Here is a 17,246-nt window from a genome sequence, read left to right as displayed (position 1 = left end):
CGGTACGCGGGTACCTCGGCCGGGAGCAGTGAAACCGGGGCGGATCAGCGCGGGGTGCGCTCCTCCAGGGCCATCCGCCAGGCGGGCAGCCGGTCCTCGGTCGCCGGTTCGGCGCGGCGGCCGCCCCGGCTGAAGAAGTCGGCCAGCGGCAGGATGGCGGCCCCGACGGTGACCGCGTCGGGACCGAGGCGGCCGAGGTCGATGGTGACCTGCTCGGCGGGGTGGCGCAGCGCGTACGTGGTCGCGTACCGGCGTACGGCGGGCAGGAAGCGGGCGCCGAGCTGGAGACCGGCCCAGCCGCCGATCAGGATCCGTTCGGGCTGGAAGAGGTTGATCAGGTCGGAGAGGCCGGCGCCCAGGTACTCGGCGGTCTCCTCCAGGACGGCGAGCGCGACCGGATCGGGGTCGGTGCCCTCGGCCGGGTAGGCGGCGGCGAGCATCGCGGTCAGCGCGGTCTCCTCGTCGGTGTCCTCGGCGGGACGGCCGCCCTCCTCGCGCCAGCGGGCCAGCAGCGACTCGGCGCCGGCGTAGGCCTCCAGGCAGCCGAGCGCGCCGCAGCGGCAGCGGCGGCCCCGCACCCGTACCGTCAGGTGGCCCCACTCGACGGCCCGGCCGTGCTCCACCTCGGCGGTGACCAGACAGGCGCCGACGCCGGAGCCGAACAGCACCACCACCGCGTTGTCCGCGCCGCGCCCGGCGCCGAACCACATCTCGGCCTGGCCCAGGGTCTTGGCGCCGTTGTCGATGAAGTACCGCACGGAGTCGGGAAGGCCGCGGCCGGTGCGGAGCAGTTCCTCCAGCGGGACCGCGTCCCAGCCGATGGTCTGCCCGTGCACCAGGGCCCCGCGGTCCGCGGTGTGCTCGACGATGCCGGGGACGCCGACGCCGACGCCGAGCAGCAGTTCGGGCGAGGCGCCCTCGGTGGCGAGGACCTCGGTGATGCCGTCCCGGATGTGGCCGACGATCACATCGACGTCGTAGCCCTGCTGCGTCAGCGGGCGTTCGACGCGGGCGAGTTCGGTGAGCGTGAGGTCGAACAGCTCGACCCGGACCCGGGTCTCTCCGACGTCGACGCCGATCATGTGGCCGCTGTGCGGGGCGACCCGCAGCAGGGTGCGGGGCCTGCCGCCGTCGGAGTCGACGCTGCCGGCCTCCTCGACCAGACCGTCGGCGACCAGGTCGGCGACCACGTTGCTCACCGAACCGGAGCTCAGGCCGGTGGCCGGGCCCAGCTCGAAGCGGCTGAGGGGGCCGTCGAAATAGAGTCGCTGGAGCACGGCCGTGCGGTTGGCCCTCCTGAGGTCGCGTACCGTGCGCCCGTTCCGCCCCGCCATGTGGCTCCCTTCACGAACCCTTCCCGACCTGCAACATACTCCTTCGAGAGGGCGGAAGCGATATTTTCCCAACCCTTAGTTCACGCTGTGAGCTAAGGAGAGGTCAATGCCGGATTGTGCCGGAGGGGTACGGCTTGTGCGCGAGCGGCCGTACGCCGTGGCGCCGCGCACGGTCCCCGGCGTCCCTCGCGGGGCGCCGGGCCACCGCGCCGGTCAGCCGGCCGCGTACACATCCTCCACATAACGGCCTTCCGTCACCAGGGAGTTCAGCCACTCTTCGGGATCTCCCCCGGGCATGCGGTCTCGGAACATGGTACGGAACGCCTCCCGCACTCCCGGCGCCATCCTGCCGCCGTCCCCGCAGACGTACACCCGGCCGCCCGCGGCGAGCAGCGCCCAGACCTCGTCGGCCTCGGCGGCCACGCGGTGCTGGACGAAGGTGCCCGCCGTGCTGAAGGCCGGGCGCAGCGACACCGCTCCGGCGGTCTCGGCACCGCGCAGCTCCTCGGCGTGCAGGAAGTCGGCGTCGGCGGCGTCGCAGCCGAAGTAGCAGAGCGCGGGCGGGAGTTCGGCGCCCGCCGCACGCGCGGCCGCACGGTCGGCGACGGCACCGCGGAAGGGCGCCAGGCCCGTGCCCGCGGCGATCATGACGGCCGGCGCGCCGCCGTCGACGCGGAACGCCTCCCGGCAGGGCTGGACCCGGGCGTACAGCGTGTCGCCGGGGCGCAGCGTCGCGAGGTGGCCGGAGCCGGTGCCGCGGTAGACGCCCCGGCCCGAGCGCGCCGGGGCCGCCAGCACGGAGACCATCAGGTCGGCGTGGCGCGGGTCGGCGGCCGGGGACGAGGAGATCGAGTAGTGCCGGGGCTTCAGCGGGGTCAGCAGGTCCAGGATCCGGGGCCAGTCGAGGGCGCCGCGCAGCGCCGGGTGGTCCTCGACGATCTCGACCAGGGTGCGCGGGTCGTCACCGAGGGCGGCGAGCGCGGCCCGCTCCGGCGGGCAGGGGTCGGCGTCGGCGAGCAGGGCAAGCTGGCGGGCGTTCGGCCGTTCCTGCAACTCGACGTGATGGGTCAGGAGTTGGCGTACCGTCAGCGGCCGGTCCAGGGGCAGGCCGTCGCGGCGCGGGCGGGCGGCGCGGACGTCGAGGACGGTGTCGAGGCCGACGCCGAGGGCGGTGGCCGCGCGGGTCACCAGCTCCGGGTCGTTGGCGGGGAGCACGGTGAGGTGGTCGGCGGTGCGGTAGGTGACGCCGTCGGGCAGGGCGACGCGCAGGAACCGCTTGGTGCGGGGGTGGCCGGGCGCCGTGAGGTCGCGGGCCTCGGTGACCGTCATGGGGAGGAGCCCGTGGCGTTCGGCCAGGGCGTCGAGGGGGCCGCCGGTCAGGGTGCGGACCTCGTAGCCGGCGGTGGGCTCCGGGCCGGCCGGCGCGGCATCCTGGTCGCCGTACCGCTCCAGCAGGGCGGTGCGCAGCCGGGCGGTGAACGCGCGGACAGTGCCGGTGAGGTCGCCGGAGGCGTCGGCGGCGGCCCGCTCGGTGAGGCGGGTGGCGCCGAGTTCGGCGAGCCGGGTGTCGATGCGGGCCGGGACGTGCTGGTAGGTGGCGGCCCAGTTGCGGTCTCCGACGCCGAGGACGGCGTAGGTGACGCCGGTGAGGTCGGGGGCGCCGTCGAGCCAGGCCGCGAAGGCGGTGGCGTCGTCGGTGGGGCGGCCGTTGTAGGAGGCGGCGGTGATGACGACGGGCCGGTCGGTGGGCAGGCCGCCGGCGTAGGCGTCCAGGGCGGCCACCTCGGTGCCGCAGCCGATCCCGTCCGCCTCGTCGGCGAGCCCGGCGGCGAAGTCGCGGCAGGCGCCGTAGTTGCTGCCGTGCAGGAGCAGCACGCCGGTGCCGGCGCGCACCCGGGCCGGCAGGCCGGCCGTGTCCTCGGCGTCGTGGGCCGTGGCCGCCGCGGTCCCGGGCAGCGGCTGGTGGACGCGGTCGGCGGCGGTGCGCGGGGTGAGGGTCAGGGTGAAGCCCTCGGGCTTGAGGGTGAGGGTCTCCTTGACGGTGAGCCGGTAGTCGGCGTGGTCGTGCGGCCGGTAGCGGTGGACCAGCATGGCCAGCAGCATGGTCGCCTCGTGCAGGGCGAACTGGCGTCCGATGCAGGCGCGTTCGCCGGTCCCGAAGGGCTTGAAGGCGTGCACCGGGCGGGCTGCCTCGGCCTGCGCGGTGAACCGGGAGGGGTCGAACAGCTCCGGGTTGTCGCCCCACACCGGCTGGCGGTGCAGCATCGGCGCGAGGACGGTGACGGCCTGTCCGGCCCTGAGCGGGATCCGGCCGCCGAGCACGGTGTCGCGCAGGGCGTGCCGGCCGAACGCGGCGGCGGTGGGCCACAGCCGCAGTGCCTCGTTGAGCACCTGCCGGGTGTAGGTCAGGCGGCCGACCTCGTCGTACGTCGGCTCCGGATCGGGCGTGCCGCCCCACAGGGCGTCCGTCTCACGCTGGACCAGTTGGAGCGCGGTCGGGTTCTTGGCCAGGTAGTAGAGGGCGAAGGACATCGCGCCCGAGGTGGTCTCGTGGCCGGCGATGAGGAAGGTGATGACCTGGTTGCGGATGTTGGCCGGGTCCAGGGTGGTGCCGTCGTCCGGGTGCCGGGCGGAGAGCATCAGGCCGAGCAGGTCCTCGGCCGCGCTCTGGTCGGTGCCGGAGCGCGAGGCGATGACGTCGTCGACGACCCGGGCGAGGTGGCCGGCGTGGTCGCGGAAGGCGGCGTCGGCCGCCGCGTGGTCGGTGCCGGGCCTGCGGGCCAGGCTGGTCATGCTCCACTCCAGGCAGCGGACCATCGACTCCACGAACGGATGGGGTTCGGTGCGCCCGAAGGAACCGAAGTCGTAGCCGAAGCCCGCCAGTCCGATGGTGTCGAGCGTCATCCGGGTCATGTCGTCCGGGACGTCGACGGGCCGGCCGTCCCGTGCGGCGCGGTCCCAGGACGCGATGAGCCGGCGGGCGACGCGGAGCATCACTGGGTGGTAGGTGCGCAGGGAGCCGAGCGCGAAGGCGGGCATCAGGATGTCGTGCGCCTTGGCCCAGTTGGGCTCGTCGTCGTACGCGGTGAACAGGCCGTCGGCGGTGAAGGCCCGGACGTTCTCCAGGGCGGGTCCGACGTGCTTGGCGAACCGCTGCTCGTCGGCGAGGTCGGCGACCAGGTCCGCGTCGGCGACGAACAGGGTGTCCCGCCCGTGCAGCCGCCGTACGAGGACCGGCCCGTGCTCCCGCATCAGGTTCATGACCTGCTGGATCGGGGTGCGGCCGGGTCCGGTGGCGGTGATGTCGACGACGGGGACGCCGTACGGCGTCGTGGCGGCGCGCGGGTGCGGCGCGGTGGGGGGATGCGGCGCGGTGGGGGGATGCGGCGCGGTGGGGGGCATGGCGCGACAACTGCCTTTCGCAATAAGGAAGTCCTGCGCTCAAGCGTGGTCCTCCGCGGACCCGGCGGGGCGCGGCCGCACTACACGATCGTGCAGTCGAAACAGCGCGCCGGCCCTTGCGCCGTACCGCCGGGTTGCCTGTGACCTGCGCGGTCGCCTTGGATGGAGGGCGTGGCAGCGGAGGTGGGCAGGCCGGTGGACCGGCTCGACGGTGTGGTGTGGCGCAACCGCGCCCTGACGCTCTTCGACCGGGTGGCGGTGCCGGTCGCGGTGTGCGACGTGTACGGGCTGGTCCTGCTGGCCAATCCGGCGATGGCCGCCGAGTGCGGGACGGCCCCGGGCCGGCTGCGCGGCCGGGAGGTGCTGGAGCTGTTCCGACCGCAGGAGGAGGCGCAGGTGGAGCGGATCGCCGAGGCGCTGCGGCTGCGGCACCGCTCGCGCTACCGGGTGTCGGTGCGGTGGCGGGCGCCCGGCGGCCGGGAGCGGTACGGGGAGCTGACGGCGGATCCGGTCAGCGAGGCGGTGGGCGAGACGCCGTCGCTGCTGGTGATGTTGCGGCCGGACGGCGAGCGCGAGGCGCCGCCGGCGGAGCCCTCCAGGGTCAGCGCGGTCGAGGGACGGGTGCTGGCACTGCTGGCCAGGGGTGCCAGTACGGTCCAGGCCGCCCGCGATCTCGGGCTCAGCAGGGACGGTGTCACCTATCACCTGCGCCGCCTGTCGGCGCGCTGGTCGGCCGCCAACCGCACCGAACTGGTGGCCCGCGCCTACGCCCTGGGCGTGCTGGCCCCCGGCGTCTGGCCGCCCGAACCGGCCGAGTAGGCGGTGCCGGCGCCTTCCGGGGCGCCGAACCGGGCGAGGGTGTGCCAGACCATCTTGAGGTCCTGGACCGGGTAGCGGCCGGTGCGGGCCGCGTCGCCGAGGATCCGGGGGTCCACGACGCCCTTCTCGGCGATCAGGGCGCCGAGCGCGGCGTACCGCGGGCCGCGGTAGTCCGCGCGGCGGTGCAGCTCGGGCACGGTGATCCGGTAGCCGGGATGCCATTCGACCGGGAAGGGCAGCCGCCGGGCCGCCGCCGCCACGGGGGTCCCCCGGTAGGAGGCGTCCAGCACCAGGGCGGCCACGTCCCGGTCGAGCCGTACCCCGCCGTGCACCTGCGTCTCGACGTAGTCGTTCAGGGCGTCCTGCTCGTCCTCCTCGGCGAGGGCGAGCAGGTGCGTGCCGGCGGCGACGCCGAAGTCGGTGGGCTCGGCCGCGCTGTCGGGGTAGCAGAAGGTGGCGCGGCGCAGCACGGGTCCGGTCAGCCGCAGGTGCGAGGAACCGAACCTGGGGGCGGCGCCCACCACCTGGCGGCGGAAGTTCAGTGCCCCGTACACCGGCCGCTCGGCCGGCTCCGCGTCGTCGTAGGCGCCGCCGAAGATCCGGCTCTCCCAGCGCCAGCGGTCGCCGCCGGGGTGCGCGGTGAGCCCGCCGTTGCCGGTTCCGGTGACGAACTGGGAGTGGTAGGCGCCGTCCCGGGCCAGCGCCTCCAGGATCGGCAGCCCGGCCGAGTGCCGGTCGGGGTGGAAGTTCAGGGTGACGGGCAGGCCGGGGTCCAGGGCCGGTCCGCGGGACAGCGCGGCCACATGGCCGAGCGCCGCCGCGGCTCGCGCCGTCAAGGTGTCCGTGCGTCCCATCGGCTCCCCCGCCCGTCCCCGCCCCTCAGGTGGCGGCGACCCTAGGGCGTGTTGCGAAAGTCCTGTCTGCCGCGCGACGCCATGCACGCTCCCCCACTGCCTGAAGGGCGTGGGAGGTGCCCCCACTCGCCGCACCGGGCGAAAGCCCAAGTACATCCAGTACGAGGACTTCCGCCCGGCACTCCCCCAGCCTCCGGCCGGGGGGACCCCCAGAGCACGCACCTGACGCCGCGCGGCCCGCCCTCCGGGCGAACGACGGGACTTTCGCAACACGCCCTAGCCGATCACCGCGTTCCCGGTCGCGGCCGTTTCGTCGCACGGAGCCGGGCCCCAGCGCGACGGGCGTCCCGGCGGCCGGGCACGCTGCGTAGTCCACCCTGGTCATCCAGCCACCGGCGCCAGGGTGATCCGCGGAAAACACGTTCGGTGCGACGTGTGAGCGGGAACAGGCCAAGGGATGCAAGACGTACGGGAGTGGGCCAGGGGTCTGCCGGAACTGCTGCGGCGCCATCGGGACCCGGTGGTCGTCCAGACGCTGCGGTCGTCCGCCGCGGCCACGATCGCCTACGTGGTGGCGCTCCGGCTGAGTCCGGAACCGGCTCCGCTCACCGCGCCGCTGACCGCCCTCCTGGTCGTGCAGGTGACCCTGTACGCCACCCTCACCAACGGGTTCCGGCGGGTGAACGCGGTGGTGGCCGGCGTCCTGGTGGCCATCGCCTTCAGCCAGCTGGTCGGCCTGACCTGGTGGAGCCTGGCCCTGCTGATCGTGGCCTCGCTGGGGGTCGGGCATCTGGTCCGGGTCGACGAGTACATCCCCGAGGTGGCGATCAGCGCCATGCTGGTGCTCGGCGTCACCACCATCAGCAGCACCGCCTGGGCGCGGATCGTGGAGACGCTGATCGGGGCGGTGGTCGGCATGGGCTGCAATCTGCTGCTGCCGCCGCCGGTGTGGGTGGACGAGGCCGGGGAGTCGATCGAGGGCCTGGCCCGCCGGGTGCGGCAGCTGATGCTGCGCATGGGCGAGGAGGCGTCGGGGCTGACGCCCTGGCGGCAGGCGGCCGAGCGGCTGCACGAGGCCCGCCGGCTCGACCACGCCATCGTGGACGTGGACGCGGCGCTGCGGCAGGCCGAGGACAGCCTGCGGCTCAATCCGCGGGTCCGGGAGGGCCTGCTGCACCGGGTGGTGCTGCGCACCGGTCTGGACACGCTGGAGATCTGCACGGTCGTGCTGCGCGTGCTGGCCCGCACCTTCACCGACCTGGCCAAGGCCCGCGAGCCCGAGCCGCTGTTCGCCTCGGACACCGGGGCGGCGGTGGAGCAGCTGCTGTCCCAGATCGCCGACGCCGTGGTGAGCTTCGCGGTGCTGGTCACCACCAGCATCAGCGAGAGCGCCGAGTCGGCCGAGGCCCGGCTCTCGGCCGAGCTGCACACCGCGGCCGGCACCCGCGACAAGCTCGCCGAGCTGCTCCGGGACGAGATCCGCCACGACGACCGGAACTGGCAGCTGCTGGGCGCGGTCCTGACCGAGGTCAACCGGCTGATCGACGAGATGAACACCGAGCACCGCACCCGGCGGCTGCTGGAGGAGCTGGACCGGGTCTCCGGCGAGCAGCGGGTCAGGCGGCCGCGGCTGACCTGGCTGCGGGAGCGGATCGGCGTACCGGAGCGGCTGCGGCGGAACCGGGCGGGTGGTGCGGCGCGTTCTCGGTGAAGGACGGCGGACGGGACACGAAGGGGGCGCGCCGGTGACGGAATCGGCGGTACGGATCGACGGGAACACGCTGCGGCTGCCGGGCGGGGTGGCGGTGCGCTTCGTGCGCACCCTGCGGCTGCCGGAGACGGGCACGCATCCGCTGCCGCCGGGGCTCGGCGAGTTCCCGGTCCGGCGGGTGAGCGACCATGCGGACACGGTCCCGCAGGAGTGGCTGGCGCGTGGCGGGGTGATGCTCCCGGTGTATCTGCGCGAGGCGATGTGGCTGAGTTTCGCGGGCACGGCGGAGCCGGCCGCCCTCCAGGTCGGCGTCGGCAAGGTGTGCGCGGTCTCCGGCGAGCCGTGGAGCGACCGGCTGTCGCGGGATCCGCAGAACTACCTGGTGCTGCCGCGGCAGCCGTGGCTGGACGGCATCAATTCCGGCCGGGGCACGGTCCGCCAGTTCGTGGCGGTGCCGCTCGGCCTCGGCGCCACGGTGGAGGGGCAGGTCACCGGCGAGGAGGTGTGGGGCGGGGTGCAGCTGCAGTCCTTCACGCTGAAGGACGAGCCGCTCGCCCGGTGGCGGCGCGAGGAGCGGCTGCGGCGCAAGCGGACACCGACGGCGCAGGGGCCCGGCGGCTACGGCGCGGCGCTCCCGATGATGGCCGCGGCACCGGCACCAGGCGGCGCCCCGCGCTCCCGTGCGGCCGGGATGGGTCTCGGGGCCGGCGGCTCGATGCGCCAAGAGGTCTACGAGGACGACCGGCCCGCGCTCGACTGGGCCACCGGTCCGGCCGGCCGGGTCTTCGTGCACCTGGCCACGCCTCCGCAGTGGCGTCGCATCACGGGCGAGGAGCCCCCGCCGTCGCCGGTGGACCGGGCCGCGTACACCCGCGCCGGGCTGCCCTGGTACGACTACTACGACCAGGACGCCCGGGACCTGGCCCCCGCGGACGCCCTGGAGGCGGTCAAGCCGGTCGGCGACTGGCTCGGCGACGACCTGGAGCCCTGGCAGCAGCCGTCCCAAGGACAGGTGATCCCGCTCAAGGACCCGCCGGGCAAGCCGGTGGCGGACGGCGACTGGTGACCGTGCGTTGCAGGCTGCGCAACGGCCGTTGTCCGTCTTGCTTTTGACCCCGGGCCCGCGTCAAGGTGGCTGTGACGACCGGGGCGACCGACGACCTGAGGTGCGGGCATGGGCAGTGGTACGCAAGCGACGCGGGGCGGCTGGAGCAGGCGCCGGTTCGTCGGCGCGGTGGCGGGAGCCGCCGCGGTGGCGGCGGTCCCGGCACCCGCGGCCCCGCCCGAGGAGAGCGCCCCGGCACCCCGGCCCCGCCGGGCCGCGAAGACTCCGGCGGCGGCGCCGGCCGGCCCGCGCCCGCTCCGCATCGGCACCTACACCTCCGTGGACGGCGGCGGCACCGGCATCGGCCTGGCCTCCTACGACCCCGGGACCGGCGAGATCACCGGCGCCGGCACGCTCACCGGCGTCGCCGACCCGTCGTATCTGGCCGTGCACCCGGACGGCCGCACGCTGTACGCGGTGAACGAGCGCACGGACGGCGGGGTGACCGCCGTCCGCCTCGCGGACCGGAGGATCCTCGGCACCCGGAGCACGGGCGGGGCCGGGCCCTGTCATCTCTCGGTGCACCCGAGCGGCCGCTGGCTGCTGAGCGCGAACTACACCTCGGGCAGCGTGGCCGTCCATCCGATCGACGCGGGGGGCGCCCTCGGCGAGCGCACCGACCTGGTCACGCACACGCGTCCGGCGCCCGGTCCTGGACAGCAGGGCCCGCACGCGCACCAGTTCCTCACCGGTCCGGACGGCGGGCATGTCCTCGCCGTCGACCTGGGCACCGACACGGTCTACAGCTACCGCCTGGACCTCGCCGGGGGCCGGCTCACCGAGGTGTCCCAGGCGCACACCAGGCCGGGGGCCGGGCCGCGCCATCTGACCTTCCATCCGGGCGGGCGGTACGCGTACCTGGCCAACGAGGTGGACGACACGATCGCGGTGTGCGGCTACGACGAGGCGTCCGGCCGGCTCACCGTCGGCGCCCCCCAGCCCACCGGCAGCAGGGCGGGCACCACCAACTACCCGGCGCAGATCCTGGTCACCGCCGACGGCTCCTACGCCTACCTGGCCAACCGCGGCGACAACACGCTCGCGCGGTACGCGGTCGAGGCCGCCGGGGCCCGGCTGCGGCTGCTGGACACGGTGCCGGTGGAAGGGGACTTCCCCCGGCAGATCGCGTTCTCGCCGGACGGCCGGCTGCTGTTCGCCGCGTGCCAGCGGTCCGGCACCGTGAGCGTCTTCGGCGTCGACCGGGCGACGGGTGAACTCCGCCTCACCGGGCGGCCGTTCGCGTCACCCGTCGCCGTCTGCGCGCTGCCGCTGTAGCGTCCGCGGGCAGGAGGCGGCGGCGCTGGCCTGGGTCAGCAGGACGTGCATGCGCTCGGTGAGCTGGGTGACGTCGTCGGCGGGCGCGTGGAAGGCCAGCCGTACGTCGCCGTGGGCGCGGGTGCGTTCGATGCGCAGGGTCAGTCCGTGCCGGTCCACGGCCAGCGGCTGGACGCGGGTCACGGCGTGCAGGGTCTCCGGCTCCACGAGCCTGGTGAGCCTCTCGACGGCGTCCGGGTGGGCGTCGGCGAGGTGGGTGAGCAGGTGGGCCTCGGCGCCCGCGAGCGGGTCGGGGGACGCGGCCGCGAACTCGCCGAGGTCGACGACGACCGCGCCGGAGGGCCGGCGCAGCACCACCCGGGTGGGCTGGAAGACGAGGTGCTCGTCGCGGGGAGCGAACCAGCCCGCCATCCACAGCCGGGCCCGGATCCGGTTGCGCACCGCGACGGGCGCGACGTCGGCGAACTCCAGCACCGCGGACGGCTCGCCGCGCGGGGCGCAGATCGCGGCCGCGAGCAGGGCGCTGTCCTCCGGCACGTGCAGCAGGACCCGGCCGTCGTCGGCGACCTCGTGCGCGCCGACGAACTCCTCGCGTCCGCCCTCCGCGGTCACCGCGCACGACCACGCCGTGGCCAGCACCGACCGGGCCTGTTCGGCCGCGCCCGGGCCGGCGGCCCAGGCCGCCTGTTCGTCACCCATCCCGAACCTCCTTAGGTAAGCCTCACCTAACTTAGCGAAGATCGGGGAGTACGCCAAGCACGCGGCGCGCGACACGCGCGACGACCGGGCCGACGGGTTCAGGAGATGACGCCCAGCAGCGCCCGTGCGCACAGGTCCCGTACCTGCTGCCGGGTCAGCTCCCCGGTGCGCAGCCACTCCAGGCAGACGTGCGTGGTGAAGGCGAGCCAGCCGCGCACCGCCAGCCGGGTGTCGGGACGCAGTTCCAGGGCAGGGCCGAACTCGGGGTCGGCGGCGAGGGCGGCCAGGATCTGGCGCTCCTGCGCGGCCTGGGCCTGCCGGTAGACGCGCCGCACGGCCTGGTCGCCGGAGGCCTCGGCGCGGTGGAAGGCGCGGAAGCCGTGCGCGTGCGTGTGGACGTAGTCGAGGTAGACGTCGAGGCCCGCGGTGAGCTGCTCCCGGGCGGACATGCCGGGCCCGGCCGCGGTCATCCGCAGCATCCGCTCACTCTCCCGCTCCACCACCGCGGCGAAGAAGTCCCGTTTGGTCGGAAAATAGTGATACAGCAGCCCCCGGGAGACGCCCGCGATCTCCGCGACCTGCTCGATCCACACGTCGTCGTACGGGCTCTCGGAGAAGAGCCGGGCACCGACCGAGAGGAGCTGCTCGCGTCGTTCCGCGGTGCTGAGTCTGCGGCGGCTGCGCTCACCCTGGTTCGCGACCATGTCCGCACTTTACTTGACGTGGGTTCAACAACGGGACGAGACTGAAACCGCCTATTGAACTCACGTACAACTAGCTCAACCTGCCGCAGCATCGAGGGAGATCGCGTCATGGCGGAGACGGCCACGCAGACGACGGCGGGAGCGGACGGCCCGCTGCCCAAGGGGTTCCGGGGCGCCGAGCAGGGGTGGCCCGAGCTGCACCGGATTCCGCACCCGCCGCGCCGGCTGCCCCTCCTCGGGGACGTCCTGGGCGTCGACCGCCGCACGCCGCTCCAGGACTCCATGCGCTTCGCCCGGCAGCTGGGCCCGGTCTTCCGCCGCCGGGCGTTCGGCAACGAGTTCGTCTTCGTGTGGGGCGCCCGGCAGGCCGCCGACATGGCCGACGAGACGCGGTTCGCCAAACACGTCGGCCTCGGGGTCGCCAACCTCCGCCCGATCGCCGGGGACGGCCTGTTCACGGCGTACAACCACGAGCCGAACTGGCAGCTGGCGCACGACGTCCTGGCGCCGGGCTTCAGCCGGGAGGCCATGGAGGGCTACCACGCGATGATGCTGTCCGTGGCCGGCCGCCTGACCGGCCACTGGGACCGGGAGCTGGCCGCGGGCCGCTGGGCCGACGTGCCGGGCGACATGACCAAGCTGACCCTGGAGACGATCGCGCGGACCGGGTTCGGCCACGACTTCGGCTCGTTCGAACGGGACCGGCCGCACCCCTTCGTGACCGCGATGATCGGCACCCTCACCTACGCCCAGCGCCTCAACAGCGTCCCCGGACCGCTGGCCCCGCTGCTGCTGCGGCAGGCATCCCGGCGCAACGCGGCCGACATCTCCTTCCTCAACCGCACGGTCGACGCCCTGGTCGCCGAGCGCCGCGCGTCGGGACGCGGGGACGGCGACCTGCTGGACCGGATGCTGGAGACGGCGCACCCGCAGACCGGGGAGCGGCTGTCCGCGCAGAACGTGCGCCGGCAGGTGATCACCTTCCTGGTGGCCGGTCACGAGACCACCTCGGGCGCGCTCTCCTTCGCCCTGCACTACCTCGCCCTGCACCCGGAGATCGCCGCCAGGGCCGCCGCCGAGGTCGACCGGGTCTGGGGCGACACGCCCGCGCCGGACTACGACCAGGTCGCCAAGCTCCGTTACGTCCGCCGGGTCCTCGACGAGTCGCTGCGGCTGTGGCCGACCGCGCCCGCCTTCGCCCGCGAGGCGCGCGTGGACACCGTGCTCGCCGGCGGCCATCCGATGCGCCGGGGCGCCTGGGCCCTGGTCCTGACCCCGATGCTGCACCGGGACCCCGAGGTGTGGGGCCCGGACGCGGAGGGCTTCGACCCGGACCGCTTCGAGCCCAAGGCGGCGCGCGGCCGGGCACCGCACACCTTCAAGCCGTTCGGCACGGGGGCCAGGGCCTGCATCGGCCGCCAGTTCGCCCTGCACGAGGCGACGCTGGTCCTCGGCCTGCTGCTGCGCCGCTACCACCTCGAGGCCGATCCGGAGTACCGGCTGCGGGTGACCGAGCGGCTGACGCTGATGCCGGACGGGCTGCGGCTGCGGCTGGAACGGCGTCGGCCGGCCCCGGCGCCGGTGACCGTGCCGGACGGCACGGCCGCCTCAGCGGACGGCGGCTGCCCAGTGCACGGGGCGGGTGACTGACACAGGCAGCCGGGTGCCGGCACTCCCCCGGGCCGCGTCGAGCTGCGGCTGCGTCAGGAAGAACGCGCCCGTGAGGTCCGCGTCCGTGAGATCGGCGTCGCGCAGGTCGGCGCCGATCAGGTCGGTGTCGCGCAGGTCCGCGCCGGTGAGGTCGGCGGCGATCAGGTAGGACCCGCGCAGGCTCGCACCGCGCAGGCGGGCACCTCGGAGCCGGGCACCCATCAGATCCGCGCCCCGGCGGTCCTTCCGCCGCCCGGGCACGCTCGCGCGGACCAGTTCGCTGCTGCGCAGCAGCAGCACGTTCACCCGCTCCCGGTGGGCGGCCACGTCGAGTGCGGCGAGTTCCGCCGGGGTGCCGAGGGCCAGGTCACCGGTGGCCTTCAGCAGCCGCCGCAGCTCCGCGTGGACCGGGCGGGCGGCGGGCAGTTCCAGTGCCTCGGTGAGGTACCAGAGCAGCTCGTGCAGCTGCCGTACGACCGGGAAGGCGTCGAACATCCGGCGGGCGTCCTCGGGCGCCCCGGTCCGCCAGTCCTGCCCGCCGAAGGTGACCTGCGAGATGCGCTGCCCGGCGCCGAAGCAGTCGTAGACGGTGCAGCCGGTGAACCCGCTGCGCCGCAGGTCGGTGTGGATCGTGCAGCGGTGGTCGCCGCCGAGGTTCCGGCAGGGGCTGCCCGCGGGCTTGTCGACCGCGAAGTCGGCCGAGGCGGTGAACGTCAGGGCGACACAGCACAGGCCGAAGCAGCGGGCACAGTCCCCGCGCAGCTCCCGCAGTCCGGACGGTTCGGATATGTGTTCTGGCACCCGTACAGCGTACTGAGAGGATCGTGCACGTCCTCGGTGCGATCGTTCTAACGTTCGCGCAGCTCAGGCTGGTTTGCTCGAAGAGCCGGAATTCCCGGCCCAGCCACCAGGGAGCATGACATGGCACTCGACTCGTACGTCGGTCTCGGCCGTTCCGGGCTGAAGGTGAGCCCGTTCTGCCTCGGCGCGATGAACTTCGGCGAGGACGGCGGCTTCGGCTGCTCGGTCGAGGAGTCGGAGAAGATCCTGCAGACCTATCTCGACCTCGGCGGCAACTTCGTCGACACGGCGAACTTCTACACCAACGGCCACTCGGAGGCGATCCTCGGCGACTTCCTCGCCGCCCGCCCCGGCCGGCGCGACCGCCTGGTGCTCGCCACCAAGTTCTTCGGCAACCTCCACCTCGGCGACCCCAACGGCGGCGGCGCGGGCCGCAAGGCCCTCGTCGGCCAGCTGGAGGAGTCGCTGCGCCGGCTGCGCACCGACTACATCGACCTGTACTGGCTGCACAACCACGACCGGTCCACCCCCGTCGAGGAGACCCTGCGCACGCTCGACGACCTGGTGACGGCCGGCAAGATCCGGTACGTCGGCTTCTCCGACACCCCGGCCTGGTTCACCGCCAAGGCCCACACCACGGCGCTGCTGCGCGGCTGGACGCCGGTGACCGCGCTGCAGATGGAGTACTCGCTGCTGGAGCGCACCATCGAGGGCGAGCTGATCCCGCTCGCCGAGGACGCCGGGATGGGCCTGCTGCCCTGGAGCCCGCTCAAGAGCGGCTACCTGTCCGGCACGTACCGCCGCGAAATGGCGGCACCCGCGGACGCCCGGCGGGCCGCGGTCCTCGGACGGCCCAGCGACGCCCAGTTCACCGTCATCGAGGAACTCGCGGCGGTCGCCGAGGAGGCCGGGGCGAGCCCCGTGGCCGTGGCGCTGTCCTGGGTGCAGAACCGTCCCGGTGTCACCTCCACGCTGCTCGGCCCGCGCACGCTCGGCCACCTGGAGGCGAACGTCGCCGCCCTCGACGTCCGCCTGACACCGGAGCAGACGGCACGCCTGGACGAGGTCTCGGCCCCCGCCCTCGACTTTCCGCACGACCTCAACCGCCAGGTCGGCGCGATGCTCAAGTACGCGGGCGCCACGGTCGACGGGGAGCCGACCGCGGTCTACCCGCCGCTGCTGGCGAGCACCGCACGCTACTGAACCGGGTCCTCGTCGGGCCGTACGTGGCCGAGCTTGTCCGGGTTGGTGACCACGTAGACGCCGCGGACCCGGTCGCCGTCCGGGGTGAGGTCCATGACCATCACGGCGTACGGCGAGTCGCCGGTGAACAGCACGGCCGCGTCGTCGCCGTTGACCCGGCGGTAGTGCACGTCCAGGTCCCCGGCGCGCCGGGTGGCGTAACCCGCGAGCATGCGGGCGGCCTTGTCCCGGCCCTGCACCGGGCGCAGTCCGGCCGCCTGCCGCGCCCCGCCGCCGTCGATCCACACCGTCACGTCCGGCGCGAGGATCTCCATGAGGGCCTGGAGGTCGCCGCCGAGGGCGGCCGACACGAACCGCTCGGTCGCCTCCCGCCGGACCCGGGGATGGGCGCGGTAGCGGGGGCGGCGGGCCTGCACGTGGGCACGGGCCCGGTGGGCGAGCTGGCGCACGGAGGCCGGGCAGCGGTCGAGCATGCCGGCGATCTCGGTGTGGGGATAGCCGAACACCTCGTGGAGGACGAACACCGCCCGTTCCAGCGGGGTGAGGGTCTCCAGGACCACCAGCATCGCCAGCGAGACGGTCTCGGAGCGGAGCACGTCGTCGTCGCTGCCGGCGACCAGGGGCTCGGGCAGCCAGGGGCCGACGTAGGTCTCGCGCCGGGCGGCGAGGGCGGCACGCCGGGCGAGCGCGTGGTTCACGGCGATCCGGACCAGGTAGGCCCGCGGGTTCGCGATCTCCGGCGCCGGCGTCCGGCGGTTCCTGCCGGACCAGGACAGCCAGGTCTCCTGCAGCACGTCCTCGGTGTCGGCGACGCTGCCGAGCAGGGTGTAGACGACGGAGAACAGCAGCTCGCGATGGTCGGTGAAGTGCCGGGTCGCGGTGTCCGGCGGCCCGTCGCGGTCCGTGTCGGCGTGCGCGGGCCGCCCGGCCGGATCCGGGCTCACCCGCGGCCCCCGAAAGCCTCTTTCCGTATGACGTCGAGGATGCCGGGGACGCCCTCGGTGGTGCGGACGTCGACGAAGGCACGCACATGGCGGTCGTCGACGGCCTCCCGCAGCAGTGCGGCGCCCAGGTCCGCGCGCGAGGTGAACCGGCCGGGCAGCCGCGAGGTGGCGACCTGGTAGTCGCTGACGGCTTCGGCGTCGAAGAGGCCCGCGGGGCGGACGACGGTCCACCGGTGGTCCCCGTCGCGCACGGTCTCCTCCATGCGCCGCATGTCCTCGTACACCGTGCGCCCGACGGTGCGGGCGATGGCGGGTTCGACCACCTTCCGGAAGAAGAAGGTCTCGCCCGGTGCCGCCACCCGGAACAGGACGGTGGAACTCACGCAGACCAGGCGCCGGACGCCGTGCTCGGTCATGGCCCGCGAGATGGCGGTGACGCCCGCGGAGTACACGGTGACGGGCTTGCGGCCGTAGGGCACGCCGAGCGTCGAGATCACCGCGTCCTGCCCGGCGACGGCGCGTGAGACCGCCGCCGGGTCGAAGACGTCCGCGCCGGCCACCCGGAGCCGCGCCTCGCCCGCCGGGAACCGCTCGGGACGGCGGGTGACGGCGGTGACCGTGTGGCCCTCGGCGAGCGCCTGCGCGGTCACCTGCCGCCCGGTCGGTCCGTTCGCGCCGAATACGACGATGTTCACGTGCTTTTCCCCTCTCCTGCGGACTGCTGCCCTATGAGAGGGGAGCGGTG

At 74.3% G+C, this 17,246-nt stretch carries 14 protein-coding genes; 6 read left to right on the top strand and 8 right to left on the bottom strand.

Annotated features, from left to right (window positions below; all coding sequences use genetic code 11):
* Nucleotides 1-44: 44 nt before the first annotated feature.
* A complete protein-coding gene (locus ACIQOE_RS33650; RefSeq protein WP_351327591.1) occupies nucleotides 45-1,334 on the bottom strand; it encodes an ROK family transcriptional regulator in 1,290 nt (429 codons plus the stop codon).
* 213 nt (nucleotides 1,335-1,547) lie between these two features.
* Entirely contained in the window at nucleotides 1,548-4,736 is a 3,189-nt protein-coding gene (locus ACIQOE_RS33645) for a cytochrome P450 (protein WP_401415508.1), read from the bottom strand.
* A gap of 162 nt (nucleotides 4,737-4,898) precedes the next feature.
* On the opposite strand from ACIQOE_RS33645, the gene ACIQOE_RS33640 reads away from it, so the two are divergent.
* Nucleotides 4,899-5,555 (top strand): PAS domain S-box protein, encoded by a 657-nt coding sequence (locus ACIQOE_RS33640; protein ID WP_401415506.1) that lies wholly within the window; start codon nucleotides 4,899-4,901, stop codon nucleotides 5,553-5,555.
* On the opposite strand, the gene ACIQOE_RS33635 is transcribed toward ACIQOE_RS33640, so the two are convergent.
* Entirely contained in the window at nucleotides 5,501-6,409 is a 909-nt protein-coding gene (locus tag ACIQOE_RS33635; protein WP_365565013.1) for a DUF3626 domain-containing protein, read from the bottom strand. The two genes, ACIQOE_RS33640 and ACIQOE_RS33635, sit on opposite strands and share 55 nt — an antisense overlap.
* A gap of 457 nt (nucleotides 6,410-6,866) precedes the next feature.
* On the opposite strand from ACIQOE_RS33635, the gene ACIQOE_RS33630 reads away from it, so the two are divergent.
* The 3 genes from ACIQOE_RS33630 (at nucleotide 6,867) to ACIQOE_RS33620 (ending at nucleotide 10,500) form a co-directional block, all read left to right on the top strand.
* On the top strand, nucleotides 6,867-8,120 hold the full coding sequence (locus tag ACIQOE_RS33630) for an FUSC family protein (RefSeq protein WP_365565011.1): 1,254 nt from the start codon (nucleotides 6,867-6,869) through the stop codon (nucleotides 8,118-8,120).
* A 34-nt stretch (nucleotides 8,121-8,154) separates the two neighbouring features.
* Nucleotides 8,155-9,186, top strand: a complete 1,032-nt coding sequence (locus tag ACIQOE_RS33625; protein ID WP_401415503.1) for a hypothetical protein — start codon at nucleotides 8,155-8,157, stop codon at nucleotides 9,184-9,186.
* Nucleotides 9,187-9,294: 108 nt separating this feature from the next.
* Nucleotides 9,295-10,500 carry a lactonase family protein gene (locus ACIQOE_RS33620; protein WP_351327605.1) on the top strand — a complete coding sequence of 402 codons (1,206 nt, stop codon included), beginning with the start codon at nucleotides 9,295-9,297 and terminating at the stop codon, nucleotides 10,498-10,500.
* On the opposite strand, the gene ACIQOE_RS33615 is transcribed toward ACIQOE_RS33620, so the two are convergent.
* Both ACIQOE_RS33615 and ACIQOE_RS33610 read right to left on the bottom strand, forming a co-directional pair.
* On the bottom strand, nucleotides 10,468-11,199 hold the full coding sequence (locus tag ACIQOE_RS33615) for a DUF2470 domain-containing protein (protein ID WP_351327607.1): 732 nt from the start codon (nucleotides 11,197-11,199) through the stop codon (nucleotides 10,468-10,470). The two genes, ACIQOE_RS33620 and ACIQOE_RS33615, sit on opposite strands and share 33 nt — an antisense overlap.
* A gap of 98 nt (nucleotides 11,200-11,297) precedes the next feature.
* On the bottom strand, nucleotides 11,298-11,903 hold the full coding sequence (locus ACIQOE_RS33610; protein WP_351327609.1) for a TetR/AcrR family transcriptional regulator: 606 nt from the start codon (nucleotides 11,901-11,903) through the stop codon (nucleotides 11,298-11,300).
* Nucleotides 11,904-12,011: 108 nt separating this feature from the next.
* Between ACIQOE_RS33610 and ACIQOE_RS33605 the strand changes: the two genes are divergently transcribed.
* Entirely contained in the window at nucleotides 12,012-13,553 is a 1,542-nt protein-coding gene (locus ACIQOE_RS33605) for a cytochrome P450 (RefSeq protein ID WP_351327611.1), read from the top strand.
* Here ACIQOE_RS33605 and ACIQOE_RS33600 read toward each other — a convergent pair.
* On the bottom strand, nucleotides 13,512-14,354 hold the full coding sequence (locus tag ACIQOE_RS33600; protein ID WP_401415500.1) for a pentapeptide repeat-containing protein: 843 nt from the start codon (nucleotides 14,352-14,354) through the stop codon (nucleotides 13,512-13,514). The genes ACIQOE_RS33605 and ACIQOE_RS33600 overlap by 42 nt on opposite strands.
* A gap of 120 nt (nucleotides 14,355-14,474) precedes the next feature.
* Here ACIQOE_RS33600 and ACIQOE_RS33595 point away from each other — a divergent pair, with 120 nt between their 5' ends.
* A complete protein-coding gene (locus ACIQOE_RS33595) occupies nucleotides 14,475-15,557 on the top strand; it encodes an aldo/keto reductase (protein ID WP_401415498.1) in 1,083 nt (360 codons plus the stop codon).
* Here ACIQOE_RS33595 and sigJ read toward each other — a convergent pair.
* Together sigJ and ACIQOE_RS33585 are read right to left on the bottom strand one after the other, a co-directional pair.
* Nucleotides 15,551-16,501 carry an RNA polymerase sigma factor SigJ gene (gene sigJ / locus ACIQOE_RS33590; protein WP_401415496.1) on the bottom strand — a complete coding sequence of 317 codons (951 nt, stop codon included), beginning with the start codon at nucleotides 16,499-16,501 and terminating at the stop codon, nucleotides 15,551-15,553. The two genes, ACIQOE_RS33595 and sigJ, sit on opposite strands and share 7 nt — an antisense overlap.
* Nucleotides 16,498-17,196: an SDR family oxidoreductase gene (locus ACIQOE_RS33585; protein ID WP_365564989.1), complete on the bottom strand. Its 699-nt coding sequence runs from the start codon at nucleotides 17,194-17,196 to the stop codon at nucleotides 16,498-16,500. The genes sigJ and ACIQOE_RS33585 overlap by 4 nt, the downstream gene beginning before the upstream one ends.
* Nucleotides 17,197-17,246 lie beyond the last annotated feature (50 nt).

The organism is Streptomyces sp. NPDC091282, from assembly GCF_044757385.1.
Lineage (GTDB): Bacteria > Actinomycetota > Actinomycetes > Streptomycetales > Streptomycetaceae > Streptomyces > Streptomyces gramineus.
Note: the sequence above shows the minus strand (reverse complement) of the source record. Positions and strands in the feature narration are given on the sequence as shown.